Genomic DNA, 23,958 nt, shown 5'->3' on the forward strand with positions numbered 1-23,958 from the left:
TGTCCCGTCCCTCGCAGGTCGGAGGGCTGTCGGGCCTACCGGGGCGCCCCCGTTTCGTGGTAGTCAGTTCCGACGACACCTAGGGGGAGGAGTGACGTGCGATACGCCGATGGTCCGAAGGTGGACTGCGAGGTGCATGTCGAGGCGGCCGTGGAGCGGGTCTGGGAGCTGGTGACCGACATCCGGCTGCCCGCCGGGCTCAGCCCGGAGCTGTATCGCGTGGCCTGGCTCGACGGGGCGGACCGGCCCGAGGTGGGTGCTCGCTTCGAGGGGCACAACCGCCATCCCCGGCTCGGTGAGTGGCGGACCGTCTCGCATGTGGTCGAGCTGGACGAGCGGCGCGTGTTCGCGTGGGCCGTCACGGACGCCGACGGGGTGTTCGGCGAGCCGGCCCTGGACCCGGCGCGGTCCCTGGCGTCCTGGCGCTACGAACTCCGGGCCGAGGACGGCGGCGGCACCCGCCTGCGGCAGTCGGCCCTCATCGGGCCCGGCCCCAGCGGTGTCACCCGGGCCATCGAGCACCGGCCGGACCAGGAGGAGGCGATCATCGCCTTCCGGCTGGACGCCCTGCGCACCGGCATGGAGGCCACCCTGAACGGCATCAAGGAACTCGCCGAGCAGGCGGACTGAAGTCGCGCGCCACTGGGCCGCCGCCGGGCCGCTGCCGCTGGGCCGCCCGTCACCGGGTGGCTCGGTGGTGTGCCGCTCGCTCGGTGGCAGGCTGCCCGCGCGGTGGTGTGCTGCCCGCGCGGTGGCAGGCTGCCCGCCCGGTGGTGTGCTGCCCGCGCGGTGGCAGGCTGCCCGCCCGGTGGTGTGCTGCCCGCGCGGTGGCAGGCTGCCCGCCCGGTGGTGTGCCGCTCGCTCGGTGGCAGGCTGCCCGCCCGGTGGTGTGCCGCTCGCTCGGTGGCAGGCTGCCCGCCCGGTGGTGTGCTGCCCGCTCGGTGGCATGCCGCTCGCTCGGTGGCAGGCTGCCCGCCGGTGGTGTGCCGCCCGCTCGGTGGCGCCGGCGTCACAGCGCCAGTGTGATGGCCGCGCCCGCCCCGCCGAGACCGGCGGCGCAGGCGGCCTCGGTCCAGCCGCCCCGGCCCCAGCGGAAGAACCGGTCGACCGCGAGCGGGCCGGGCCCGATGGCGGCGATGCCCAGGGCGACGACGGCGATGCAGACGTTGTACTCCACTCCGCCGCTCGTCTCCCACAGCCCGTGCGCGGCGGTCACGGTCACCATGGCGTTGATCATCACGCCGATCAGCGCGGCGGCCGCGAGCGGGGTGAGGAACCCCAGGGCCAGCCCGAGGCCGCCGAGGGCCTCCGACAGGCCGCCGATCGCGGCGAAGACCTGACCGGGGCGGTACCCCAGCGACGCGAACCCTCTGCCGGTCGCCGCCAGACCGCCGCCCCCGAAGAGGCCGAACAGCTTCTGGGCGCCGTGCCCGGCCATCAGCAGCCCGAAGACCAGCCTGATCAGCAGCAGCCCCCAGGCGGCCGCCGACGACCCGGACACAGCGGTACGGTGTGCCGTCGGCTCGGTGGAAACCGACGGCTGGGCGAAAATGCTCTTCTCAACCATGTGGATGCTCCGGAGGGAAAAACCGGAACGGAACCGGAACGGAATCGGCCCCCGGCCCGGAACGGAAACGGCCCCCAGCTCGGCGGAACCACCGAGTCAACCGGTGAGCGCCGCACCCCGCACGGGACCGTACGACACCGCACGGCACCGAGGGGACGCCCGCCCGCCGTCTCCTCCCACGATCGCGCAGAGACGCCGCCCGCGCACGTCCACGAAAAGGCCGCCCCCCCGGGCGGAGTCCTACGAGCCTGCCGAGCCCGTCGAGCCTGCGGTCATCCGCGCGTCGTAACCGGTGGCCGGGTCGACGGTGCGGCCGGACGCCCACCAGTTCTCGGCGGCCGTCTCGACCACCGTCAGCAGGACGTCGTCCTCGGGCACGCCCGCGACGTCCCGGAGATTGCCGACGATCGCCCGGAACAGCTCCGCCTTCACCCCGGCGTCGCGGACGTTGAAGGACAACCGGATGAACAGGACCCGCTCGCCGCGCGGCCGCCCGAACGCGACCGGCTGGATCACCAGATTCCCGGGCGCGACCTCGTGGAAGACGTGGAACTGGTCGTCCTCGGGGATCGCCAGTACGTCGACCATCGCCTGGTGCAGGGCGCGCGAGACGGCACGGCGGAACTCGGCGCCGGTGCCCCGGCGCAGATGGATCTCGATGAGAGGCACGGCTGTTCCCTTTCCACGGTTTCCACGGTCCTTACTGCGTGCGCCTTCCACGCTAGGAACCGCGCGGCCATTCCTCCAGCGAATGTTCCGCATGCTGGATATGCTCGGTGCTCATGGGCTTGGACGTGACGCTGGTCGGGCTGCGGGTACTGCGGGAGGTGGCCGAGCGGGGCACGTTCACCGCCGCCGCCCAGGCGCTCGGATACACGCAGTCGGCCGTGTCCCGGCAGGTGGCCGCGCTCGAACAGGCCGCGGGCGCCCGCCTGTTCGACCGCTTCCCCGGCGGCGTACGGCTGACCGCCACCGGCCGCGCCCTGCTGCGGCACGCCGTGACCGCGCTGGCCGCTCTGGACGCGGCCGACCGCGAACTGCGCGGCGCACGCGACGAGGACGGCGGCGGCCGGGTCCGGGTCGGCTGCTTCCCCGCGGCCGGAGCGGTGCTGGTGGCCCGCGCGCTGGCGGCCCTGCGGCAGGAACACCCCCGTATCCAGGTCACCACCCGGGAGGGCACCACCCCGTCCCTGGTACGGGCGTTGCGCGCCGGCACCCTGGACCTCGCCCTGCTGACGTCCCGGCCCCCGCACCGCTCACCCGACACCGACGATCCGCCCCTGCGGGTGGCACCGCTGCTGGAGGACCGCCTGGTCCTGGCGGTACCGGCCACCGGCCCCGGCGCCGCCCCCTTCGCCGGCCGCGCCGCCGTCCCCGCCGAGTTGCTCGCCGGGGAGACCTGGATCGCGGGTCCGGCCGGCCACGCGGACGAACCCGGGCTCGGCGTCTGGCCGGGACTGCCCGGACGGCCCCGCGTCCAGCACGCCGCCCGCGACTGGCTGACCAGACTGCACCTCGTCGCCGCCGGAGCCGGTATCACCACCGTCCCCTCCGCGCTGGAGTCCGCGCTGCCGCCCGGCGTCCGCCTCGTCGCCGTCGACGGCGTACCCGAGGAACGACGCCGCGTCAGCCTGGTCCGCCCACCGGCGGCCCCCGCCACCGCGGCGACGGACGCGGTCGTCCACGCCCTGCGGCGACAGGCCGCACAACTCGCCGACCGGCCCCGGTAAATCCGTTGAGCGGACCGCCGCCGGACGGCTAGCGTGCCGGACGGCCGTGACGTCGTACGAGGAGGTGAGACCCATGAACGCGGTATCCCCATGGGTGCTCCCCCGCTCCGTCACGGTCGGGCGGACGACGTAGCCGTCGCCGGGAGCGCCTGAACGACAAGGCACTCCCGAAGGACGACAAGCCATGCATTCCATTGATTCCACTGGCCCGACTGGCCCGACTGATTCCACGCAGGACGCGCACTCCGCGCCTTCCCTCCGGTTCACCGCGGAGACGGCGTCGGACGGTGTCGTCGAACGCGACGTCACCGTGGGCGAGATCACCGGCGTCCTCTGGTCTCCCGCCCCTGCCACCGCCCCTGCCACCGCCCCCGGCTCCGCCCCCGTCCGCGCGCCGCTGGTGCTGATGGGGCACGGCGGCGGTACACACAAGAAGTGGCCGGGGATGGTGGGCCGGGCCCGGCGGCTCGTCGTCGACGGCGGGTTCCACGTCGCCGTCATCGACGCCCCCGGCCACGGCGACCGGCCGCGCACGGCGCACGACGAGCGCGAGATCGCCGCGCTGTACCGGGCGAGGGAGGCGGGCGAGCCGGAAGGCCCGGTCGTCGTCCGCTACAACGCCCACCTGGCCCGGCGGGCCGTACCCGAGTGGCGGGCGACCTTGGACGCCCTCCAGGAACTGCCCGAGATCGGCGCCGGAGGCCCGGTCGGCTACTTCGGCCTGAACATGGGCACCGCCATCGGCGTCCCGCTGGTCGCGGCCGACCCGAGGATCACCGCCGCGGTCTTCGGCCTGCACTGGCCCGACGCCCTGGCCGAGACCGCCCGGCGGATCACCGTCCCGGTCGAGTTCATGCTCCAGTGGGACGACGAGCACATCCCGCGCGCCTCGGGCCTCGCGCTGTTCGACGCCTTCGCCTCGGCGGAGAAGACGCTGCACGCCAACACGGGCCGGCACCAGGAACTGCCCCGCTTCGAGGCCGACAGCGCGGTCCGCTTCTTCACCCGGCACCTCGGTCGTACCGTCACCGACCCGAACTGACACGGCAGTTCACGGCACCGGTGCGCGCAACCCGGAGGCTCCGATTCCCGTCAGACCGGGTACGGGGCACCGCGTGCGCCCGAGAGGCGGCGCACGCGGCCGAGTCAGCGCACCGGGGGCCGCGACGGTGGTACCCGGTGTCCGGAATCCAGTGGGGAAGTCAGGTACCACAGTGCACGAACGCAAGCCGAGACGGCGGCTGTCACTGACCATCGCGGCCGGCGTACTGGCGGCGGCGGGCGTCGCGACGGTGCCCTCGCCCGCCCAGGCGACGCCGTCGCACACGTCGTCGCACACGCCGTCGCGCCCGTCCGCCGACAGCCGTCAGCACACCTTCGAGCGGGCCGCGGCGCAGTACGGCGTCCCGCTGCCCGTCCTCCTCGCGGTGTCGTACCACGAGTCCGCCTGGGACGCGCACGCCGGCGAGAGCAGCACCAGCGGCGGCTACGGGCCCATGCACCTGACGGACGTGACGCCCGCGATGCTCGCCGGGGGTGACGCGGGCGCCGCGGGGCGGGCCGATCTGGCCGCGATGGCCGCCGATCCGTCCCTGCACACCCTCCAGGCGGCCGCCCGGCTCACCGGACTGCCCGCGGGGCGGCTGCGCGCGGACGAGACCGCCAACATCCGCGCGGGCGCGGCCCTCCTGGCCTCGTACGCGAAGTCCACCGTCGGCGGCACCCCGGCGGACCAGGGCAAGTGGTACGCCGCCGTGGCCCGTTACAGCGGCTCCACCGAGCAGCGCACGGCCCGTGCCTTCGCCGACCGGGTGTTCGCCACCATCGAGAACGGCGCCGCGGAGACCACCCGGGACGGCCAGCACATCACCCTGCCGGCCACGCCCCGGGTCCACCCGGCCACCACCCGACTGAGCGCGCTCCAGCCGAGGACGACGGCGGCGAGGACGGCGGCCGCCGCCGCGGACGGCACCGCCGAGTGCCCCGCCACCCTCGACTGCGCGTTCCTCCCGGCCGCCGCGGCCAACGGCCAGGTCTCCGACCGCCCCGCCAACGGCATCCGGATCGACTCCATCGTCATCCACGACACCGAGTCCTCCTACGACGCCACCCTCAACACCTTCCAGAAGCCGGGCGGCGGATCGGCGCACTACGTGATCCGCTCCTCCGACGGCGCCGTGACGCAGATGGTGCCCACCAAGGACATCTCCTTCCAGGCGGGCAACTACTCCACCAACATGCACTCGATCGGCATCGAGCACGAGGGCTACGCCGCGGCCGGCGGCACGTGGTACACGCAGACCCAGTACGAGACCAGCGCGGACCTCGTCCGCTACCTGGCCGCGCGCTTCGGCGTCCCGCTGGACCGGCAGCACGTCATCGGGCACGACAACGTGCCCGGTCCCAGCTCGGCGCTGGTCTCCGGCATGCACTGGGACCCGGGCCCGTCCTGGGACTGGGAGCGCTTCATGAAGCTGCTGCACGCCCCGGCCGGCGGCCGGCACGGCGTGGGCCCGGCCGGCACCGCGGTCACCATCACGCCCGGCTTCGCCCGCAACCGGCAGACCGTGCAGGTCTGCCCGTCCGACGACCCCACCGGCGCCACCCCCGCGTGCACCGAGCGGACCCAGCCGTCGAACTTCGTGTACCTGCGCACCGCGCCCAGCGACACCGCGCCGCTCTTCGGCGACCAGGCCGTGCACGCGGACGGCGCCGGCACCGACCGGGTCAGCGACTGGGGCAGCACCGCGCAGGCCGGACAGCAGTTCGTCGTCGCGGACCGCAAGGGCGACTGGACGGCCATCTGGTTCAGCGGCGCGAAGGTCTGGTTCCTCAACCCGCACGGCTGCAACACCACACCCGCCCACGGCGTGACGGTGGTGCAGCCGGCCGGCACCGCCCCGGCGGCGGTCTACGGCTCCAGCTACCCGGACCCGGGCGAGTACCCGGCCGGGCTGTCCCCCTCCACCCAGGCCCCGCTGAGCTTCTACACCGTCCCCGCCGGCCAGGCGTACGTCGCCACCGCCCGACCGGCCCCCACCGACGACTACTTCCCCTCCAGCGGCAAGGTCGTCCTCGGCGCCAAGAAGATGTACACCATCCAGTACAACCACCGCACGGCCCTGGTCCACGAGTCCGACGTCACCCCACGCTGACCCACGGCCCGGCGGCGCGTCCGCCGACGGCGCCGCTCTGCCCACGGCTAAGTCCGTGGCGCAGGCCGGGCCATGGCCGCCAGGATGACCGTATGCAACCGACCTTCGTCCTCGTACACAGCCCCTCCACGGGCCCCTCGGCCTGGTACCCCGTCGCCGAACACCTCACGGCGGCGGGGTACCGCGTCCGGGTCCCGTCCCTGCTGCACATCGCCGACAGCGCCCCGCCCTTCTGGCCCGCCGTCGCCCGCGCGGTCCACGACGACCTGCGGCACCTCCCGGCCGACACACCCCTCACGCTGGTCGCCCACAGCAACGCGGGCCTGTTCCTGCCCACCGTCCGCACGGCCCTCGACCACCCGGTCACCGCCTCGGTCTTCGTCGACGCCGCGCTGCCCGCCCGCACCGGACCGACCCCCGTCGCCCCGCCCGAACTCCTCGACTTCCTCCGCCCGAAGGCGGTGGACGGCCGCCTGCCGCGCTGGACCGACTGGTGGGACGAGGAGGACATCGCCCCCATGTTCCCCGACCCCGCCGTCCGCCGGACCATCGTCGAGGAACAGCCCGCGCTGCCACTGTCCTACTACGAACAGCACCTGCCCGTCCCCGACGGCTGGGACGACCACCCCTGCTCCTACCTCCTGTTCGGCCCCCCGTACGAGGACCTCGCGGCCGAGGCCCGGTCCCGCGGCTGGCACACGGCCCACCTCCCCGGCGCCCACCTCCACCAGACGGTCGACCCGGCCGGCACGGCCCGGCACATCGTGGAACTGGCGGGGGCGCCCGCTGACCACTAGGCAATCCACGGACTCCACGCACTCCACGGACGCCACCTGCCCCATCACCGGGACGGGTCCCGCGGATCGCCGCGCAGGACAGGCGGCGTGAACCCGGCGGCGCGGCGACAGAGTTCGGTGCCCAGGTCCGTGCGGGCGTAGTGGACGGTGCGGCCGCTGCGGGTGCGGGTGAGGAGGCCCGCGTCGTACAGGACGGCGAGGTGCTGGCTGACCGCGCCGGGGGTGACGTTGAGGCGGTGGGCCAGTTCGGTGGTGGAGGCCGGTTCCACCAGGAGGTGGAGCAGATGGGCGCGGGGGCGGCCGAGGAGGCGGATCAAGGTGTGGTCGGTGACCGGTGGGCGCCGCGTGGACAGGGTGCCGCGGCCGCGGGCCGGATAGACCAGCACCGGCGGCCGCGCGGGGTCGATCAACGGCTGGGCACCGCGGGCGAAGAGCGTGGGCAGCAGCACCAGTCCGCGCCCGGCGATGCTGACGTCGGTCCACGGCGCCTGGACCGAGAAGTCCCGGGTGGACAGCCGCAGCCGGCCGCCGGCCCAGGACAGCCGCCGGTCCAGGCCGGTCAGCATCGCGCCGGCGCCCTGCTCGGCGAGCACCCGTCCCCGGTGGGCGAGATCGGCCTCCAGGATGCTCTGCACACGCGGCCACCACTCCTCGGCCAGGCAGGTGTGCCAGTAGGCGTCGAGCGCGTCCGCGACCCGGGCGACCAGCGCTTCGGGGGCGTCGAGGCCCCGCGCGAGCACGGGAGGCAGCGCGCCCTCGGTACGGAAGGCGGTGCGGAAACCGGCGGCGGCCACCTCCGGCGGCGTGCGGCGGACCGTGTCCAGCTCGTCCGCGAAGGCGGGGCGGGCGCGCGGCGGACGCGGGGTCAGGAAGTCCGGCACCCAGAGCCAGGGCGCGACCAGGGCGTTGAGCAGCTCGTGATCGAGGTCCGCCAGGCGCGGGCGGATGCGGCGCAGCCACGGCCGGTGGTGCGGGTAGCGGTCGGGATCGTGCAGGCAGCGCAGCGAGAACACCGCCTCCTGCAACGGGGAGCAGGCGAAGGAGGTGGTGGCGAGGTCACCGATGGCGAAGCGGATGTCGATCATTGAGCCCCACGCTAAATCAATGCCGCGCCGGGCCGCCCGCCGGGTTGGCTGGCCGCCATGACGACGACACCGCTGCCACCCACTCCGGACCAGGGCGACGACCCCGCACCGGACCTCACCACCGCACCGGTCACTCCGGCCGCCCTCGCCCCTGCGGCCACCCCCGCCGCTGCGGCCGCCGCGCCCGCCCGCGCCACCCGGGCCGGCGGTCTGCTGCCCGTCGATCCGACGCTGCGCCTCGCCACCGTGCTGACCCTCGTCAACTCCCTCGGCAACGGCCTGTACTTCCCCCTCGGCGTGCTGTTCTTCACCCGTATCGTCGGCCTGGACACGACCGCCGTCGGGCTCGGCATGACGGTCGCCGGGCTGGTCGGAGTGGCGGCCGGGGTGCCCGCCGGGCGCGCGGCCGACCGGTGGGGCGCCCGCCGGGTGGGTGCGCTGCTGTGGGCCGGCACGGGCGTGGCCACGGCCGCGTACACCCTGGTGCACTCCTACGCCGGCTTCCTCGTCGCGGTGATCTGCGCGACCGGGCTCCAGATGGCGAGCCGCGCGGTGCAGGGCGCGCTGTACGCCGATGTGCTGCCGGCCGCGACCCGCGTGGAGGCGCGGGCGTACCTGCGGATGGTGACGAACGTCGGGATGGGCGTGGGCGGCGCGCTCGGCGCGGTCGCCCTGCAACTCGACTCGCGCCCCGCGTACCTGACGGTCATCGTGCTCGACGCGCTGTCCTTCGCGGGCCCGGCGCTGCTGCTGCCCCGGCTGCCGCTCGCCCCGCACGCGCTCGCCCGCCAGAAGCTGGCCGCGACCGCCCCGGCCGCCCCGGCCGCCGACCGCTGGCGGGCCGTGCGGGACCTGCCGTTCCTCGTCGTGACCGTGCTGAACGCGGTGCTGGTGGTGCAGTACACGCTGTGCGAGGTCGGGCTGCCGCTGTGGATCGTGGAACGCACCGACGCGCCGCGCTGGACCGCGGCCCTGCTGATGATCGTCAACTGCGTGCTGGTGGCGCTGATCCAGGTCCGCGCCGCCCGCCGCGCCTCCCAGGTCCGCACCGCCGTACGGGCGATGGGCTGGTCGGGGCTGCTGCTGGCGGTGGCCTGCGCGGTGTACGCCCTCTCCGCGGGCCTGTCCCCGGTGTGGGCGGTGCTGGCGCTGACCGCCGGCGCGGTGGTGCAGGTCTTCGCCGAGGTGCTGTCGGCGGCCGGCGGCTGGACCCTCGGCTACGAACTCGCCGACGCCCGCGCCCATGGCGTCTACCAGGGCGTGTTCGGCACCGGCACGTCGGCCGGCATGATGGCGGGCCCGGTGCTGGTCACCGTCACCGCGATCGCGCACGGCGCGGCCGGCTGGGCGGCCCTGGGCGTGCTGTTCGCCGTCGCCGGGCTGGCCGTGGCGCCCACGGTGCGCTGGGCCCAGCGGGACGGCGACTGGCGTGGCGAACCGGCCTGAGCGAGCGGCACGGCCGCCCCGTACCGCCCCCGGGAATCTCCGCCGGCGCGACCGGGTTGCCGACGACGACCACGATCAGCCCGGGAAAGGGACGGAAGCCGATGAGCCTTCGCCAGTTCGAGTACGCCCTGGCCGTCGCCGAGCAGGGCTCGGTGACGGCGGCGGCGGAGCTGCTGCGGGTCGCCCAGCCGTCGATGTCCCAGCAGATCCGCGGCCTGGAGCGGGACCTCGGCGTGGAACTGTTCGCCCGCACGCCGACCGGCCTGGTGCCCACCGTGGTCGGCCGCGCGTTCCTGCGGGAGGCGGAGGCCGCGGTGAACGCGGCGCGGCGGGCGCGGGCGACGGCGCGGGCCGGTGCCGGGGAGCTGACGGGCGAGCTGGTGGTGGCGGCGCAGATGGGTTTCGGCACCCGCCAGTTGCCGGGTGCGCTGGCCGCGCTGCGGCGCCGTTACCCCCGGCTTGAGGTCACCGTCTTCGAGGAGCCCAGCTCCGCCGAGCTGGACCGGCTGTGCCGCCGGGGCGTGCTCGACCTGGCCCTGATGGCGGCGTGCGAGCGGAGCCCCGCCGACGCCCACCACCTCGGCGACGAGGAGTTCGTCGTGGTGCTGGGCGCCGGGCACCGGCTGCTCGCCGCGGACCGGGTCGAGCTGCGCGATCTGGAAGGGGAGCCGTGGGTGCGGTTCGACCGCGACAGCGCGCTCGACGGCGTACTGCTGGAGGTCCTGCGGGCCAACGACCTGACCCCGGCCACGGCCGCCCGGGTGTCCCAGACGGCCACGGCCGTGCGCTGGGCCGCGAACGGGCTCGGGGTGACCCTCGTCCCCGCCTCCGCGGTGCCCCACGGCCACGAGCACCTCGTCCGCCCGGTGTCCCCGGCGGTCTCCCAGCCCGTCATCGCCGTGGTCCGGCAGAGCGCGGGCCCCGCCGAGACGGCGCTGCTCGAACTCCTCCGCCAGGAGAACTGGCCCGAGCCCGACTGAATTCACCCGCCACCCGCCACCCGCCAGATGCCAGATGCCAGATGCCAGATATCTGATGTCTGATATCTGAAGAGAAACAGGCGTTCCGGAATCCGCGCCCACTTCTCGTCCATTTCCCCGATGTCGTCAACCCCGGGGGAATTCACCGCCGTCCACGACGAGGCTGCTCCCGGTCAGCCAGCTCGCCCGGTCGGACACGAGGAACAGCACCGCGTCCGCGATGTCCTCGGGCCGGCCCTCGCGTCCCAGCGGCACGGTGTCGTCGGCGTTGACCTGGCCCGGCGCGGCGTTCAGGCGCGCCCACTGCTCCCGCGTCGCCTCGCCGCCGGGGGTGGCGACCCGGCCCGGGGTCACGGTGTTGACCCGGACCCCGAACGGGGCCAGCTCCAGGGACAGTCCGCGGCTGTAGTTCTCCAGCGCCGCCTTCGCCGCGGTGTAGTGCAGGAACTGTCCCATCGGAGTGAGCACCGCGGCCGAGGAGACGTGCACGATCCGGCCCGAACGCCGCTCCCGCATCCCCGGCGTCAGCAGTGCGTCCAGGCGTACCGACGCGAGGAAGTTCAGGTCCAGCGCGTCCTGCCACTCCTCGTCGGGGATGGCCGCGGCGGACGCGTGCGGCTGTGCCCCGCCCGCGTTGTGGACGAGGATGTCCACCCCGCCGAGCGTCTCCCGCGCGGCCGTGGCCAGCGCCTCGGCTCCCGCCCGGGTCCGTACGTCGGCCGCGACGAAGGCGGCCCCCTCCGGCGCCGTGCTCGCCGCCGACCTGGCGGTGGTGAGCACCTCGGCGCCCGCGTCCAGCAGCCCGCGCACGACGGCCGCCCCGATTCCCCGGGTGCCGCCCGTCACCAGGGCGCGCTGTCCCGCGAGTTCCGGCTTTTCCGTCGCGTTCTCGATGGTGGCCATGTCGTCCGTCCTCTCGATTTCTATTCGATCGGTTTTCACGGTAGATCCGGAAAACGAGGAGGGGCAAAGACCAATTGTCAGCAGGCGCTATAGGGGAATCCTATGGGGTGGCCCGGACGCGCTGACGGAGGAAGAGGGCCGCGCGGTCCAGCGCCTCGTCCGCCTCGTCCAGCACACCGGCGTACGCCTGGAACACATGCGGTACGCCGTCGGTGACGTCGAGGATGACGTCCACCCCGGCCGCCCTGGCCCGGTCGGCCAGGCGCGTGGAGTCGTCCAGGAGCATCTCGTGGGTGCCCGCCTGGAGGAGGACCGGCGGGAAGCCGGCCAGGTCGGCGCAGACGGCGGGGCTGAGCAGGGGCTGGCGCGGGTCCTGGCCCGCCAGGTACATCGCGCCGGTGTGCTCCATGCCCTCGCGGGTGAAGAGCGGGTCGCTGTCCGCCTTGGTGCGCATGCTCTCGCCGCTGCGGGTCATGTCGAGCCCGGGGGAGAAGGCCACCAGCGCGGCGGGCAGGGGAAGGCCCGCGTCCCGGGCGGCGAGGCAGGCGGTGACGGTGAGGCCGCCGCCGGCGGAGTCCCCGGCGAACGCGATCGACGACGGGTCCTCGCCGTCGTCGAGGAGAGCGCGGTAGGCGCGCACCGCGTCGTCGATCGCGGCCGGGAACGGATGCTCGGGGGCGAGCCGGTAGTCCAGGGACAGGGCCCTGAATCCGGTCCTGCTCACCAGATTCCCGGTGACGGCCATCGCCGTCCCGGGCGAGCCGGACAGGTAGGAACCGCCGTGGAAGTACAGGAGCGTGCCCGGGCGCGGGTGTTCGGCCGGCTCGACCAGCACAGCGGGCCGGCCGCCGAGCGCCGTGGCCCGGGTGCGGAGCCCGGCCGGGACGATCATCCCGGCCATCAGCGCGGCGAAGCCCGCCCGGATCGCCGCCACCGACCGGGGCCCCTCGGGCCGTGGCCGCTGCCGCAGCATCGCGTCGATCCTCGCACGCTGTTCCCTGCTCATCGCCGTCTCCCTGCTGTTCGTGGTCCGTTCGTGGCCGGTCCCGCGCCCCGGGGGACGCGCGGAACATGCATGCCGATACACTATATGCCATGGCATATAAATCTCCGGGCGCTCCCGGCTCGCCCGGTCCCTGCGACCCGGTCGACCTCCCCGCCTTCTTCGCCGATCTCGTCCGCTGCGAGACGCGCCTCTACAACGCCCTGAACGACCGGCTCCGCGAGGGGCACGGGATCGTCACCTCGCAGTTCGAGTTCCTGCGCTTCGTGCGCGACCGTCCCGGGTGCCGGGTGGCGGACATCGCCGGTGAGTTCGCCATCGGGATCGGCGCGACCAGCAAGGGCGTCGACCGACTGGAGAAGCTGGGCTGGGTGACACGGCGGCCCAATCCGGCGGATCGCCGCTCGTCGCTGCTGGCCCTGACCGATGACGGCGTGCGGCTCGCCGAGGCGGCGGAGGCCACGTTCACCGAGGCGCTCACCGAGCTGATCGGAGACGCCCTCGGCGCCTCCACCGGGCCGCCTGCCGCCCAGGCCCTCGCACGGCTGCGCTCCACCCTGGAACACCGCCGGACCGGCCTGCCCACAGGCTGACCACCACCACCGCCCCCACCCGGCCACCCGGCCCCGAAACCAACCGCTTCGAGGACCTGGCCGGTGCCTGGCCGGCCCTCCCGGGGCGTGGGCGTCGAGTTCTGGCCTGATCCGGCAGGTGGCGTGGCCGATACTCCGCCAACCCGGGCCGTCACCGCTCGGTTGGTGACATCATCACCCTCACTCGCCGTAGTCTCACGCGTGCAGGGCTGCGGTGCGAGGGCTGGACGCGGACGCGCTGGGGAAGAGGGCCCGGGATCGTTGATGAGCTGGTACCAACAGAGCTGGTGGACCCACTTCGTGTTACCGGCCGTCGTCTGCGCGGGGGTCTCCTGGTTCGGGCTGCTGCGCCACTTCCACGGCAAGGGCAGGCTGCTGGGCAGCCGCCGGTCCACGGCCCTGGCGTGCAGCGTGCTGGCGCTGATGTGCGCGGTGGCCATCGGCACCGGCCTGCTCCTGCCGCACCTGGCCGCGCTGCCGCCGGCGGCGGCCGGGTTCGCCACCGGCGCCGCGGCCATCCCCCGCAAGAAACAGGACGAGACCACCCAGCCGTACGTCAAGTTCATGACCCTGGGCATCGCCTGGCTCATGGAGCGCCTGGAGTACCGGATGCGGACAGATGGCCTCACCTGGTGCGACGCGGCGCTGGAGGGGGTGCGGGAGTCGACCCAGCTGCGGCTTTTGGCCCATGGCGTCCGGCAGTACCTGCTCGAACGCCACCAGTTGGGCGCGGTCGTCAAAGCGGTCAACGCCACCTACGACGCCGCGGAGAAGGCGATCGACGCGGCCCTGGACGTACAGACCATGATCGACGAGAACTGCCGGACACGCTGGCTGGCCCCCGAGCCCACCGCGCACGAACGCTTCGAATGCCGCAGAAGCCTGGAGGAGGCCCGCACCCAGTGCGTGCACCTGCTGCTCATCGCCTACCTGCACGGCCGGCGGTCGGAACAGCCCGAGATCGAGGCCCTGCGGGCCAAGTTGGTACCCGAGGACACCTATCGCAGTGCCGGCGTGCCCACCCAGCGGGGCTGGTTCAGCCGGTGGCGCGCCCGTGGTTAGCGCACCGCGCTGTCAAAAGACACCGCGCTGTCAAAGGCGGGGACAGGACTCACAGGCGTGAGGGGAGTCCGCTCCCGCGCAACGGCTGGGGACTCGGCGCGCTCTCCGGAGTGGCATAGAATCTGATCTCCACACCGGCCCCGAGCGCCTCCGCCGCGGCGGCCAGCGTACGGACCGTCACATTGGCGTCCCCGGACATGATCTGACTGACCCGACCCGGACTGACGCCCATCGCCTTGGCCAGATCAGACCGCGACTTGCCCAACCCCGCCAACAGGCCGGCCAATGACGCCGTGGCCTGCCGCGCCAGCTGCGCTCCCGCAAGGTCCGTCCCGTTCTCGCCGCGAGCGAAGATGCTCACGTGCTCACCCCCAAGTCTGGTGCCGGCAACCGCTGTTGCCGTACTTCAAGGATGCCACCTTTAGCTCTAGCTAAAAACTCGGTTGGGGAGAAAATGTCAGGCGAGGCGGCTCGGAGGCTCCTGCGGACCGCCTCTGACCTGCGCCGACGGGGTCGACCGTAGAGAATCGGCCAGAATGCGGTATCACTCCGACGGAGGTACGTCGCCGTCCCCGGGTTCCGCCCGCGAGGTCCCGGGCCCGAGTGCTCCGGTGAGGCGGTCGAGGGTGGCCGCGTCGACCGGGGCCGCTCCGGTGAGGGTGTCGACGAGTGCCTGGGCGAGGACGGTGGCGGGGCCGATGCGGGTGTCCTCGCCCTCGTCGCCGGTGACCTTGCCGATGACGGCGTCGCGCACGGACTGGGAGACGTCGAGATTCCCGAACAGCTCCGGGAACGACAGCGCCATCAGACAGACGCCCACGTTGGCGGAGAGGATCGACTGACAGGCCAGTTCGGGGGCGGTGCGCAGCCGCCCGGCGGCACGGCAGCGCTGCACGGCCGCGCGCAGGAGGGCCTGCGCCTCCTTGATCCCCTGCGGCTTCGCGTCCCCTGTGGGGGTGAACATCAGCCGGTAGAGATGGGGGTTGCGGAGCGCGAACGAGACATGGCTGTCCCAGGCCGTGCGCAGGTCCGCCACCGGATCGCCGGTGGACGGGTTGCGCCGCTTGTTGGCCAGGAAGCGTTCGAAACCGAGATCGGCGGCCGCGGTGAGCAGTCCCTGCTTGTCGCCGAACTGCCGGTAGATCTCGGGCATGCCGACCTTGGCCCGGTCGCAGATCGCCCGGGTCGAGATCGCCAGCGCGTCCTTGGTGGCGAGCAGTTCCGAGGTGGCGTCCAGAATGCGCTCTCGTGCCGTCGACATGGTCGCCACGATAGCAGCGCTAACGAGGGCGGCCGGTTTTTGTCCGGAAAGGTGCGTGAAGTCAGGGGGCGGTGCCGGGAACAGTGTTAACGACACTAACCAATTATGTTAGCGTCGAATACGTCCTGTTGGTAGCGAGAGAGCTGGTGTCCCCGATGAACCGTCCGACGTTCCACCGTGCCTGCGCCGCCGTCGCCGCGACCGCCACCGGTGCGGTCCTGCTCGCCGCCTGCGGTGGCGGCGGCAGCGATGACGGCGCCGCCCGGCAGGCGTCCGGCGCGCCGCGGTCCACGGCCGCCGCGCCGAAGTCCACGGCCCCCGACCAGGCCGCCGGCGCCGCCTTCACCGCCATCCACGTCGGCGGGCCGACCACGATCCTGAAGCTCGGCGGTGCGCGTCTGCTGATCGACCCGACCTTCGACGAGCCGAAGAAGTACAAGAGCGGGCTGGAGAAGACGCACGGCCCCGCGTTCGGCGTGGACAAGCTCGGCCGGATCGACGCCGTACTCCTCTCCCACGACCAGCACGACGACAACCTCGACGACTCCGGCCGCAAGCTGCTCAAGGACATCCCGGTGGTGTACTCCACGCCCGGCGCGCGCAAGCGGCTCGGCGCGCACATCACGGGCATGACGAACTGGCAGCAGCAGGAGCTGAAGACGCCCACCGGGTCGATCACGGTCACCGCGGTGCCCGCCCTGCACGGCCCCGACGGGGTGTCCCGCGGCGCGGACGGCGAGGTCACCGGGTTCGTGCTCAGCGGCAAGGGCGTGCCCACCGTCTACGTCTCCGGTGACAACGCCTCGGTGAAGGTGGCCAAGGAGGTCGGCGACCGGGTCAAGAAGGAGATCGGGCCGATCGACACCGCCGTCCTGTTCGCCGGCGCCGCCCGCACCCCGGCGATCCTGAAGAACGCGCCGCTGACCCTGACCTCGAAGAACGCGGCGCTGGTGGTGAAGGAGCTGAACCCCCGCAAGGTGGTCGCCGTCCACACCGACAGCTGGAACATCTACTCCGAGGACCTCGGCTCGCTGGTCAAGGCGTTCCAGGAGCAGGGCGTCGACGGCAAGCTCGTCGACGTCCGGCCCGACGGCACCGAGAAGAACCTGGCCGGGTGAGCCGGGCCGGCCCCGCCCGGCCAGGGGCCGTCACCGTCAGGTGTGGTCGTGCGCGCGCCGCAGCCGCAGCGGCGCGTAGACCAGCAGCGCGGCGGCGAACGCCACCGGGTAGGCGAGGTCGGCGCCGTGCAGGGCGCGGGCGGCCGGGCCCACGTACAGGCCGGTGTCCATGAACGGCACCGCCGCCGCGAACGCGACGACGAACGCGGTGAGCGCGGGCCACCACGGCTGCGGGCGGGCCGCCTCCTCGGCCAGGTCGACGGGGCGGCCGCCGCGCACCCGGGCCCGGGCGGCCCAGTCGACGACCACGATCGCGACGAACGCGGGGATCCAGTACCCGACGAACAGCAGCACGTTCTGGAAGCGGGCGGTGGTGTCGGCCGCGTGCATCCACAGCACCAGCGGGAAACCGAGCACCGCGGCGCACGCGGCGGCCACCGGGCGGGGCAGCCGTACGCCCATGGTCTGCAGGGCCAGCGATCCGCTGTAGTCGTTCATGGCGTTGCTGCACAGCGCCGCGAGCGCCACCGCGAGCAGCCCGAAGGTGCCGAGCACACCGCCGCCGAGGAGCCGGTCGACGCCGTGGGCGGTCTGGTCGGTGAACTCGGCGGCCCCCCACAGGCCGAGCGCCTGCACCGCCACGAAGGACACGCCGATGCCGAGCAGGGTGCACCAGAACATGCGCCGGCGTGAGGCGGTGGGCGGCAGGTAACGGCTGAAATCACTGGCGTACGGCGCCCAGGACAGGGCGAGGCTCAGCGCGACGGTGCAGGTCAGGACGAACGCGCCGGCCCGGTCGGCGCCGTGCGCGGTGGCCGGTTGCGCGGCGTGCGTGCCGTGCAGCAGTTTCACCGCCAGCAGGACGAAGGCGGCGGCGAGCGCGAAGGTCATCACCGTCTGCAGGCGGTGGATCGCCTCGTACCCGAGCACGCCCAGGGCGCCCTGGGCGGCCAGCATCACCAGGACGCCCGCCCAGAACGGCCACCCGGACAACTGGGCCAGCGCGTCCCCGCCGAACAAGCCGATCAGCGCGTCCCAGGCGATGGACGACAGCCATTGCAGGGCGCCCGGCAGGGCCACCGACCCGCCGAAGGCCAGCCGGGCCAGCGGCAGCTGCGCCGCGCCGGTCCGGCTGCCCCAGGTGCCCAGGTAGGCGGTGGGCACCGCGCCCAGCAGGGTGCCCAGCACCACCGCCGCCAGCGCGGTCGTGAAGTCCAGCCCGAGCGTGACACCGACGGTGCCGGTGAACACGCCGGTCATGGTCAGGTTGGGCGCGAACCAGACGGTGAACAGCCGCCCCGGGCCGCCGTAGCGGGCGTCCTCGGGCACGGGCGTGATGCCCCGCGCCTCCACCCGCAGGTCGCCGGGGGCCGAGGGCATGCGCCCGTCGAACGCCGTGATGTGTCGTGGGTCGGTGACGGCCGTTTCACCATGGGCATACGGCAACGACATGTGACATCCCTCCGCCAGTCCTAACTGGTTCAGGTTCGACGGGTGTGATCTCAGCCCCCGCGCGGGGGCACCCCGTGTCCAGGTACGGCCGCCAGGATAGCCCGGCCAGGTGAGAGGGCCCGCACCGCCCGCACCGGCCGCCCGCCCGCCCGGCCGTCCGCACCGGCCGTCCGTCCGCACCGGCCGTCCGCCCGGCCGCCCGCACCGGCCGTCCGCCCGCCCGTCCGCCGGTGCGGTCCCGGACTCTCGGTCTTCCCGGACGCGCTGGTGCGGAGACCGCCTCTGAGCAGCGGGCATGCAACGGAACGGCACCGGAACGCCCGCTCTGCGAGACACGCTGTCCATGTATGGTGGCCGCCATGGAGAGGCGGCACGGACAGGTGGGGCGTCCCCGCAGTGAGCAGGCGCGTACGGCCGTGCTGCGGGCGGTCGACGACCAGTTGCTCGAAGTCGGCTACGCGGCCATGACGATGAAGGGCATCGCGGAGCGGGCCGGTGTGTCCCGCCAGACGGTCTACCGCTGGTGGTCGACCAAGGCGGAGATCCTCTTCGAGGCCAGCGCGGTGGACGCGGAGCAGGAACTCGCCGTCGAGCCCACCGGCGAGCCCGTCGACGACCTCACCGCCTATGTGGCGGCACTGGTGGACTTCCTCGCCCGCTCACCGGCCGGCGCCGCCTACCGGGCCCTGCTCGGGGAGGCGCAGCACGACCCCGCCGTGGCGGACCTCCTCGCCACCAAGGACGTCCTGGGTGACAGCGCGCGCACAGTGATCGAGGGCGTACTCGGCGCAGGCGCAGGCGCCGGGCCGGTCCCGGTCGGCGAGGCCACGGCCCTCCTGATCGGACCCGCCTTCTTCTGGGTGCTCAGCGGCCGCGACCCCGCCCGGCTCGCCCCCCGGGAACTGGCCGAGACGTTCCTGCGCGAACTGCGCGCACGCGGGCGGCACTGAGCCGCTGGCGTGACCGCCGGCGCCCCGGCGATGCCGCCCGACGCCACGCCGTCCCCCCGGCCCGGCTCCGGGTCAGGTGGCTTCAGCCGGGGCCACCACGGCGGCCAGCCGGTCGCGGAACCAGCGGTGGCCCGGGTCGGACGAGTTGCGTGGGTGCCAGGCCATCCCCAGCTCCAGGCAGGGGAGTTCGAGGGGGATGGGGAAGGTGCGCAGGCCCAGCGCCGCGATCGTGCCGGGGAGCCAGTCGGCCACGGTGAGGGCGACGAGGTCGCTGTCGCTCGCGAGCATCATGGCGCTGGTGTGGCTGGGCACCACGACGGCGGTACGGCGCCGCAGCCCGCGTTCCGCGAGCGCGGTGTCCAGGGGACCGAGGCGCTTGCCGAGCCGGGAGATGCCGATGTGGTCGGCGGCGGCGAGGCGGCGGGCGTCGATGCGCCCGCGGAAGAGGGGATGGCCGCTGCGGGCGACGCCGACCAGTGCCGTCCGTTTGAGCGGCCGGGTCCGGATCTCCGGGTCCAGGTTGTCCAGGACGCCCAGTTCGACGTCCACCCCGCCCTGCCGCAGCGCCGCCCCGCCTTCCACGGCCTCCGGCAGGAACACCACGTCCACGTCCGGGGCCTCCGCGTGGATGCTCTCGATCAGGGCCCCGGCCACCCCCGCCACCAGGATTTCGGTGGTCTGCACCCGGAAGGTGCGCCGGAGGTGCCCGGCGTCGAAACCGGCCCCGGGGCGCAGCACGTTGTCGCAGCCCCGCAGCAACGCGCCGACCTCCTGGCGCAGTTCCAGCGCCCGCGCGGTCGGTACCAGTTCCTGGCCGGCCCTGACCAGCAGCGGGTCCCCCACCGCGCGGCGCAGCCGGGCCAGCATCCGGCTGGTCGTCGAAGGCGAGGTCCCGAGCCGCTCGGCGGCCCGCGTCACGCTGTTCTCCTGAAGGAGGACGTCCAGCGCCCTCAGCAGATTGAGATCCATCGTCCTGCTCCACCTCACCCCTTCTCACCTGCGTCCTTGCATTTTCTGCAAGGTCTCCTCGTCAATCTTTGCATTGCCCTGGCGCTTGCCGGCCCGGAGAGTGGAACTACGGAGCGGACACGCCCCGACCCCCTCTCCTCCCGGAAGGAGTCGCACCATGCCACAGTCCCCGCGAGAGTCTCCGCGAGCGGACCGAGAAGGTGACGTCCTGGCCGTGGTCAGCCAGAGCACAGCGGCCGTCTCCTTCTTCGACGCCGCGTCCGACCAGTACCTGGGCGCGGTGGAAACCCTCGCCGAACCGCACGAGTTGTGCTTCGACCCGGTGCACCGGCTGCTGTGGTGCACACAGACGTACCGCTCGGGCTTCTACCACGCGCACAGCGGCCGGCGTACCGAACTGACCGTCATCGACCCCGACCTGCGCCGCGTCGTCGAGGTCGTCGACCTCGCCCCCGAGCAGGCGCCGCACGGGATCGCGCTGGACGCGGTCCGCAATCGCCTCTACGTCAGTGTGGAGGGCTCGGCGGACCGGCCCGGCGGTGTCGTGGTGATCGACACCGGGACCCGCCGACCGGTGGGCAGGATCGACTCCGGCGCGCCGGGCTCGCACTGGGTCGCCCTCGACGCGGCGGGCCGGACGGCGTGCGTCGCCAACAAGGAGGCGCCCTTCGTCTCGCTCCTGGACCTGGAGCGGGGCACCCTCACCGCGAAGGCCGGCGTGCCCGGCAGTGAAGGCGTCGCCGTCTCCGCCGACGGCACGCGCGCCTTCGTCGCGGCCCCCTACAACGGGTCCTTCGCCGCCCCCGGGGACCGGCCGGCTCCCGGCATCCAGGTCGTCGACATCGAGTCGGCCACCGTCGTCGACACCCTGCCGGCCCAGGACCCCGTCATGCCGCTGCACCTGACCGGCGCCGGACTGCTGCTCGCGGGCGAAGTGGCCGTCGAGCCGGAGCGCCGGCCCGGGGGCGTCCGCATGGCGCCGGGCCGCCTCACGGTCTTCTCGGCCGCCACCGGCGAGCGGCTGGGCGGCCTGGAGGTGGGCCGCTGCCCGCTCACCATCACCTCGTCCCCGGACGGCCGGATCGCCTATGTGGCCTCGTACGCCTCCGGGGTCGTCGACGTCGTCGACCTGCGGGCGTCGGAGCGGCTGGCGCGCATCAAGCACGCGGGGTTCGGCGAGACGGGGACGCACGGGCTGGCGTACATCCCGCGCGCGGCCTGAGCCTTATATCTAGACATGGTGTCTCGTTACTGATAAATTTCGGGACACGATGCCTCGTATGTCAGAGGCGCCACTTTCCCCCTCCCTTTCCCTCTCCATCTCTTTGTCTGTCTATCTGTCTATCTCTCCCCATCAATCTCTTCCTCTCTCGAAGGAGGCACGCGCATGCGTGTGTTCGTGACCGGAGCAAGCGGCTGGATCGGTTCCGCCGCCGTCGACGACCTGATGGCCGCGGGGCACGAGGTCGTCGGCCTCGCCAGGTCGGACCGGTCCGCGGCGTTCCTGGCCCGCAAGGGGGCCGAGGTCCTGCGCGGTGACCTGGACGATCTCGGTTCCCTGCACCGGGGGGCCGCCGCCGCGGAAGGCGTGGTCCACCTGGCCAACAAGCACGACTGGGGCGACCCCGCCGGATCGGACCGGGCCGAGCGGGCGGCGGTGGAGACCCTCGCCGAGGCCCTGGTCGGCACCGGCCGGCCGCTCGTCGTCGCGGCGACCATCTCCGGCATCGTCGAGGGCAGGCCCGTGCGGGAGACCGACGCCTGCCCGGCCGTGGGACCGGGTTCGGACCGCGGCGGCAGCGAGAACCTCGCCCTGGACTACGCCGCACGGGGCGTGCGGACCGTCATCACCCGCTTCGCGCCGACCGTGCACGGCGCCGGTGACTGGGCGTTCGTGAAGTTCCTGGTGGACGCCGCCCGCAAGCAGGGCGTCTCCGGTTACATCGGGGACGGCTCCACGACGTGGTCGGCGGTGCACCGCTCGGACGCGGCGCGCCTGGTCCGCCTCGGGCTGGAGTCGGCGCCCGCCGGAACGCGGCTGCACGCGATCGCGGAGGAGTCCCTCACCACCCGGACGATCGCCGAGGCCATCGGCCGCCACCTCGGCCTGCCGGTGGTCTCGGTCGCCCCGCAGGACGCCGCCGACCACTTCGGCTTCGTCAGCGGCTTCTTCGCGGACACGATGACCGCGTCGAGCGACCTCACCCGCGAACTGCTGTCCTGGACCCCGACCGGGCCGACCCTGGTGCAGGACATCGAGGCCGGCGCATACGCCGAGGCGTGAGCCGCGCTCGGCCGCCGGACCGCCCGGCCACCGGCGATCCCCGCGCCACCGGCGATCTCCCCGCCGGTGGCCGGGCACCCGCCGGTGGCCGGGCACCCGCTTCGAAAGGCGCACCGGCGCCCCCTGAGCGCGCCGCGTCCGGCCGGGCCGGGGCTCACAGGTACGGGCGCGTGATCAGTTCGATCGCGTGACCGGCGGGGTCCTTGAAGTAGACGCCCCGGCCGCCGTGTTCGTGGTTGATCTCGCCCGGGCGGCGCATCTGCGGATCGGCCCAGTGCACGACGCCCTGCTCGCACAGCCGCCGGTACGCCCGGTCGAACAGGTCGTCGTCGAGGAGGAAGGCGTAGTGCTGCATCTGGATCTCCACCGGCGGCTCGGCGAACTGGAGCAGGACGCCGTCGGTGAGCTGGATGTTGGTGAAGGGTCCCCACGAGGGTGCCTCGGGGAGTTCCAGCAGCTCCCGGAAGAAACGGGCTGACGCGCCGCGGTCCTTGGCGGCGATGATGGTGTGGTTGAAGGTGACGGGCATGCGGGTGACCTCGCTGCGGTTCGACACGGGGAAACACGGGGAAAAGGGACTCGCGGTGCATGCGCACGGGGAGGCCCGCGTGTCGAACCGAAGGGGTGCTGGTGCTTGTCGCGCACCCGCGAGGCGGTCAGGTCACCACCGGATCGCCCGTCCGTGTGTGGCGTAGTGCCGGTCCGGTGTTCACGTCGGACGACGTTACTCGATCTCGCGGGCCGGGCCAACTGGTCTTCGGACTACGGGCGTCCGACCGGGCACGCGGCCCTCACCCGGCCGTCTGTCCTTCGTGGTCCTGGCCGCCCGCGTGGTCCGTGCCGGCCGGGGGCGCCGCGGGGCTGGTGCGGAGGACTTCGCGGGCCTGTTCGGCGGCGCGGGTGATGCTCTCGCTGATGAAGTCGAGGAAGCGGGCGAGGTTCTCCAGGCGGTCGGCCGCGGGGGTGTGCGGGCCGAGGACGGCGGCGCCCTCGCGCGCGGTGCGCACGAGCTGGTCGTTGGACCGGGCGCCGGCGATCGTCGCCTGGTAGAAGAGTTCGTCGTCGACGATGTACCGGTCGCGACGGCGTTCGTCGCGTTCCCTGCGGACGAGGCTCTGGCTCTCCAGGAAGGCGATCGCCTTGGAGACGGACGCCGGGCTGACCTGGAGGCGACCGGCGAGTCCGGACGCGGTGAGGCTGCCCGCGTCCGTGGTGAACAGGCAGGTCAGCACCCGGGCCGACATCTTGTTCAGGCCGGTGGCCATGAGGACCGTGGTGAGCGTCTCCTCGTACTCGGCCACCGCCTGCGCGTCGCGGCCGTGCGGCTGGGCGACCGTCTCCCGGGGGCCGGAGGCGGCGGTCCTGCGCCGGTGCGCGCGGCGTTCGGTGGCACGGTGGGCCAGGTCGGCGCGGTAGGAGGTGGGGCCGCCGTTGCGCATCACCTCGCGGGTGACGGTCGAGGTCGGGCGCTCCAGGCGGCGGGCGATCTCGGCATAGGGCAGGCTGTCGGCCAGCCCCAGCGCGATCTGCCGGCGGTTCTGCTGGGTGAGCCTGCCTCCCGGCATCGCGGTCTCCTCGGCGGTCCGTGGTCCTTCACCACACT

Annotated in this window: 23 protein-coding genes, 1 pseudogene and 1 riboswitch; of the genes and pseudogenes, 13 read left to right on the plus strand and 11 right to left on the minus strand. The window is 73.5% G+C overall.

Annotated features, from left to right (window positions below):
- The first annotated feature begins 96 nt into the window (after positions 1 to 96).
- Positions 97 to 630 (plus strand): SRPBCC family protein, encoded by a 534-nt coding sequence (locus ABZ858_RS26300; RefSeq protein WP_361383385.1) that lies wholly within the window; start codon positions 97 to 99, stop codon positions 628 to 630.
- A gap of 379 nt (positions 631 to 1,009) precedes the next feature.
- Here the strand turns inward: ABZ858_RS26300 and ABZ858_RS26305 are convergent, their stop codons facing one another.
- Positions 1,010 to 1,567 (minus strand): DoxX family protein, encoded by a 558-nt coding sequence (locus ABZ858_RS26305; RefSeq protein ID WP_361383387.1) that lies wholly within the window; start codon positions 1,565 to 1,567, stop codon positions 1,010 to 1,012.
- Positions 1,568 to 1,807: 240 nt separating this feature from the next.
- On the minus strand, positions 1,808 to 2,236 hold the full coding sequence (locus ABZ858_RS26310) for a tautomerase family protein (RefSeq protein WP_361383390.1): 429 nt from the start codon (positions 2,234 to 2,236) through the stop codon (positions 1,808 to 1,810).
- Positions 2,237 to 2,349: 113 nt separating this feature from the next.
- On the opposite strand from ABZ858_RS26310, the gene ABZ858_RS26315 reads away from it, so the two are divergent.
- The 4 genes from ABZ858_RS26315 to ABZ858_RS26330 all read left to right on the plus strand — a co-directional run bounded on the left by ABZ858_RS26315 (position 2,350) and on the right by ABZ858_RS26330 (position 7,249).
- Positions 2,350 to 3,297, plus strand: coding sequence for a LysR family transcriptional regulator (locus tag ABZ858_RS26315; protein WP_361383393.1), 948 nt, complete (start codon positions 2,350 to 2,352; stop codon positions 3,295 to 3,297).
- Between the two features lie 184 nt (positions 3,298 to 3,481).
- Positions 3,482 to 4,339, plus strand: coding sequence for an alpha/beta hydrolase (locus tag ABZ858_RS26320; RefSeq protein ID WP_361383396.1), 858 nt, complete (start codon positions 3,482 to 3,484; stop codon positions 4,337 to 4,339).
- Between the two features lie 172 nt (positions 4,340 to 4,511).
- Positions 4,512 to 6,452, plus strand: coding sequence for an N-acetylmuramoyl-L-alanine amidase (locus tag ABZ858_RS26325; protein WP_361383399.1), 1,941 nt, complete (start codon positions 4,512 to 4,514; stop codon positions 6,450 to 6,452).
- A 92-nt stretch (positions 6,453 to 6,544) separates the two neighbouring features.
- Positions 6,545 to 7,249, plus strand: coding sequence for an alpha/beta hydrolase (locus tag ABZ858_RS26330; RefSeq protein WP_361383402.1), 705 nt, complete (start codon positions 6,545 to 6,547; stop codon positions 7,247 to 7,249).
- A 44-nt stretch (positions 7,250 to 7,293) separates the two neighbouring features.
- Here the strand turns inward: ABZ858_RS26330 and ABZ858_RS26335 are convergent, their stop codons facing one another.
- A complete protein-coding gene (locus ABZ858_RS26335; RefSeq protein ID WP_361383405.1) occupies positions 7,294 to 8,334 on the minus strand; it encodes an ArsR family transcriptional regulator in 1,041 nt (346 codons plus the stop codon).
- A 57-nt stretch (positions 8,335 to 8,391) separates the two neighbouring features.
- Here ABZ858_RS26335 and ABZ858_RS26340 point away from each other — a divergent pair, with 57 nt between their 5' ends.
- Together ABZ858_RS26340 and ABZ858_RS26345 are read left to right on the plus strand one after the other, a co-directional pair.
- Positions 8,392 to 9,780 (plus strand): MFS transporter, encoded by a 1,389-nt coding sequence (locus ABZ858_RS26340; RefSeq protein WP_361383408.1) that lies wholly within the window; start codon positions 8,392 to 8,394, stop codon positions 9,778 to 9,780.
- A 101-nt stretch (positions 9,781 to 9,881) separates the two neighbouring features.
- Positions 9,882 to 10,760, plus strand: a complete 879-nt coding sequence (locus ABZ858_RS26345; RefSeq protein WP_361383411.1) for a LysR family transcriptional regulator — start codon at positions 9,882 to 9,884, stop codon at positions 10,758 to 10,760.
- Between the two features lie 126 nt (positions 10,761 to 10,886).
- Here the strand turns inward: ABZ858_RS26345 and ABZ858_RS26350 are convergent, their stop codons facing one another.
- Positions 10,887 to 11,663: an SDR family oxidoreductase gene (locus ABZ858_RS26350; RefSeq protein ID WP_361383414.1), complete on the minus strand. Its 777-nt coding sequence runs from the start codon at positions 11,661 to 11,663 to the stop codon at positions 10,887 to 10,889.
- A 100-nt stretch (positions 11,664 to 11,763) separates the two neighbouring features.
- A complete protein-coding gene (locus ABZ858_RS26355; protein WP_361383417.1) occupies positions 11,764 to 12,669 on the minus strand; it encodes an alpha/beta hydrolase in 906 nt (301 codons plus the stop codon).
- 89 nt (positions 12,670 to 12,758) lie between these two features.
- On the opposite strand from ABZ858_RS26355, the gene ABZ858_RS26360 reads away from it, so the two are divergent.
- A complete protein-coding gene (locus tag ABZ858_RS26360; protein WP_361383420.1) occupies positions 12,759 to 13,259 on the plus strand; it encodes a MarR family transcriptional regulator in 501 nt (166 codons plus the stop codon).
- Between the two features lie 264 nt (positions 13,260 to 13,523).
- The gene (locus tag ABZ858_RS26365) at positions 13,524 to 14,321 is read left to right on the plus strand and encodes a hypothetical protein (protein ID WP_361383423.1); all 798 of its coding nucleotides are present in this window, start codon (positions 13,524 to 13,526) and stop codon (positions 14,319 to 14,321) included.
- A 49-nt stretch (positions 14,322 to 14,370) separates the two neighbouring features.
- Here the strand turns inward: ABZ858_RS26365 and ABZ858_RS26370 are convergent, their stop codons facing one another.
- On the minus strand, positions 14,371 to 14,682 hold the full coding sequence (locus ABZ858_RS26370) for a helix-turn-helix transcriptional regulator (protein WP_361383426.1): 312 nt from the start codon (positions 14,680 to 14,682) through the stop codon (positions 14,371 to 14,373).
- A 183-nt stretch (positions 14,683 to 14,865) separates the two neighbouring features.
- The gene (locus tag ABZ858_RS26375; protein ID WP_361383429.1) at positions 14,866 to 15,582 is read right to left on the minus strand and encodes a TetR/AcrR family transcriptional regulator; all 717 of its coding nucleotides are present in this window, start codon (positions 15,580 to 15,582) and stop codon (positions 14,866 to 14,868) included.
- A gap of 155 nt (positions 15,583 to 15,737) precedes the next feature.
- Between ABZ858_RS26375 and ABZ858_RS26380 the strand changes: the two genes are divergently transcribed.
- Entirely contained in the window at positions 15,738 to 16,700 is a 963-nt protein-coding gene (locus ABZ858_RS26380) for an MBL fold metallo-hydrolase (protein WP_361383432.1), read from the plus strand.
- Between the two features lie 36 nt (positions 16,701 to 16,736).
- Here the strand turns inward: ABZ858_RS26380 and ABZ858_RS26385 are convergent, their stop codons facing one another.
- Positions 16,737 to 18,152, minus strand: coding sequence for a cytosine permease (locus ABZ858_RS26385; RefSeq protein WP_361383435.1), 1,416 nt, complete (start codon positions 18,150 to 18,152; stop codon positions 16,737 to 16,739).
- A riboswitch (TPP riboswitch) is annotated at positions 18,142 to 18,237 on the minus strand. Its footprint overlaps the gene before it by 11 nt.
- Before the next feature lie 274 nt (positions 18,238 to 18,511).
- On the opposite strand from ABZ858_RS26385, the gene ABZ858_RS26390 reads away from it, so the two are divergent.
- Complete coding sequence (locus ABZ858_RS26390) at positions 18,512 to 19,102, plus strand: TetR/AcrR family transcriptional regulator (protein WP_361383438.1); 591 nt, start codon at positions 18,512 to 18,514, stop codon at positions 19,100 to 19,102.
- 72 nt (positions 19,103 to 19,174) lie between these two features.
- Here the strand turns inward: ABZ858_RS26390 and ABZ858_RS26395 are convergent, their stop codons facing one another.
- Positions 19,175 to 20,071 (minus strand): LysR family transcriptional regulator, encoded by an 897-nt coding sequence (locus tag ABZ858_RS26395; RefSeq protein ID WP_361383441.1) that lies wholly within the window; start codon positions 20,069 to 20,071, stop codon positions 19,175 to 19,177.
- 214 nt (positions 20,072 to 20,285) lie between these two features.
- On the opposite strand from ABZ858_RS26395, the gene ABZ858_RS26400 reads away from it, so the two are divergent.
- Both ABZ858_RS26400 and ABZ858_RS26405 read left to right on the plus strand, forming a co-directional pair.
- On the plus strand, positions 20,286 to 21,293 hold the full coding sequence (locus tag ABZ858_RS26400) for a YncE family protein (protein WP_361383444.1): 1,008 nt from the start codon (positions 20,286 to 20,288) through the stop codon (positions 21,291 to 21,293).
- A gap of 165 nt (positions 21,294 to 21,458) precedes the next feature.
- A complete protein-coding gene (locus ABZ858_RS26405; RefSeq protein WP_361383447.1) occupies positions 21,459 to 22,355 on the plus strand; it encodes an SDR family oxidoreductase in 897 nt (298 codons plus the stop codon).
- A 154-nt stretch (positions 22,356 to 22,509) separates the two neighbouring features.
- Here the strand turns inward: ABZ858_RS26405 and ABZ858_RS26410 are convergent, their stop codons facing one another.
- Positions 22,510 to 22,884, minus strand: a complete 375-nt coding sequence (locus ABZ858_RS26410) for a VOC family protein (protein ID WP_361383762.1) — start codon at positions 22,882 to 22,884, stop codon at positions 22,510 to 22,512.
- 340 nt (positions 22,885 to 23,224) lie between these two features.
- Positions 23,225 to 23,920 (minus strand): annotated as a pseudogene (locus ABZ858_RS26415) (helix-turn-helix domain-containing protein); the annotation flags it as partial.
- Between the last annotated feature and the right edge of the window lie 38 nt (positions 23,921 to 23,958).

The sequence above is a fragment of the Streptomyces sp. NPDC047017 genome (genome assembly GCF_040644175.1).
Classification (GTDB): domain Bacteria; phylum Actinomycetota; class Actinomycetes; order Streptomycetales; family Streptomycetaceae; genus Streptomyces.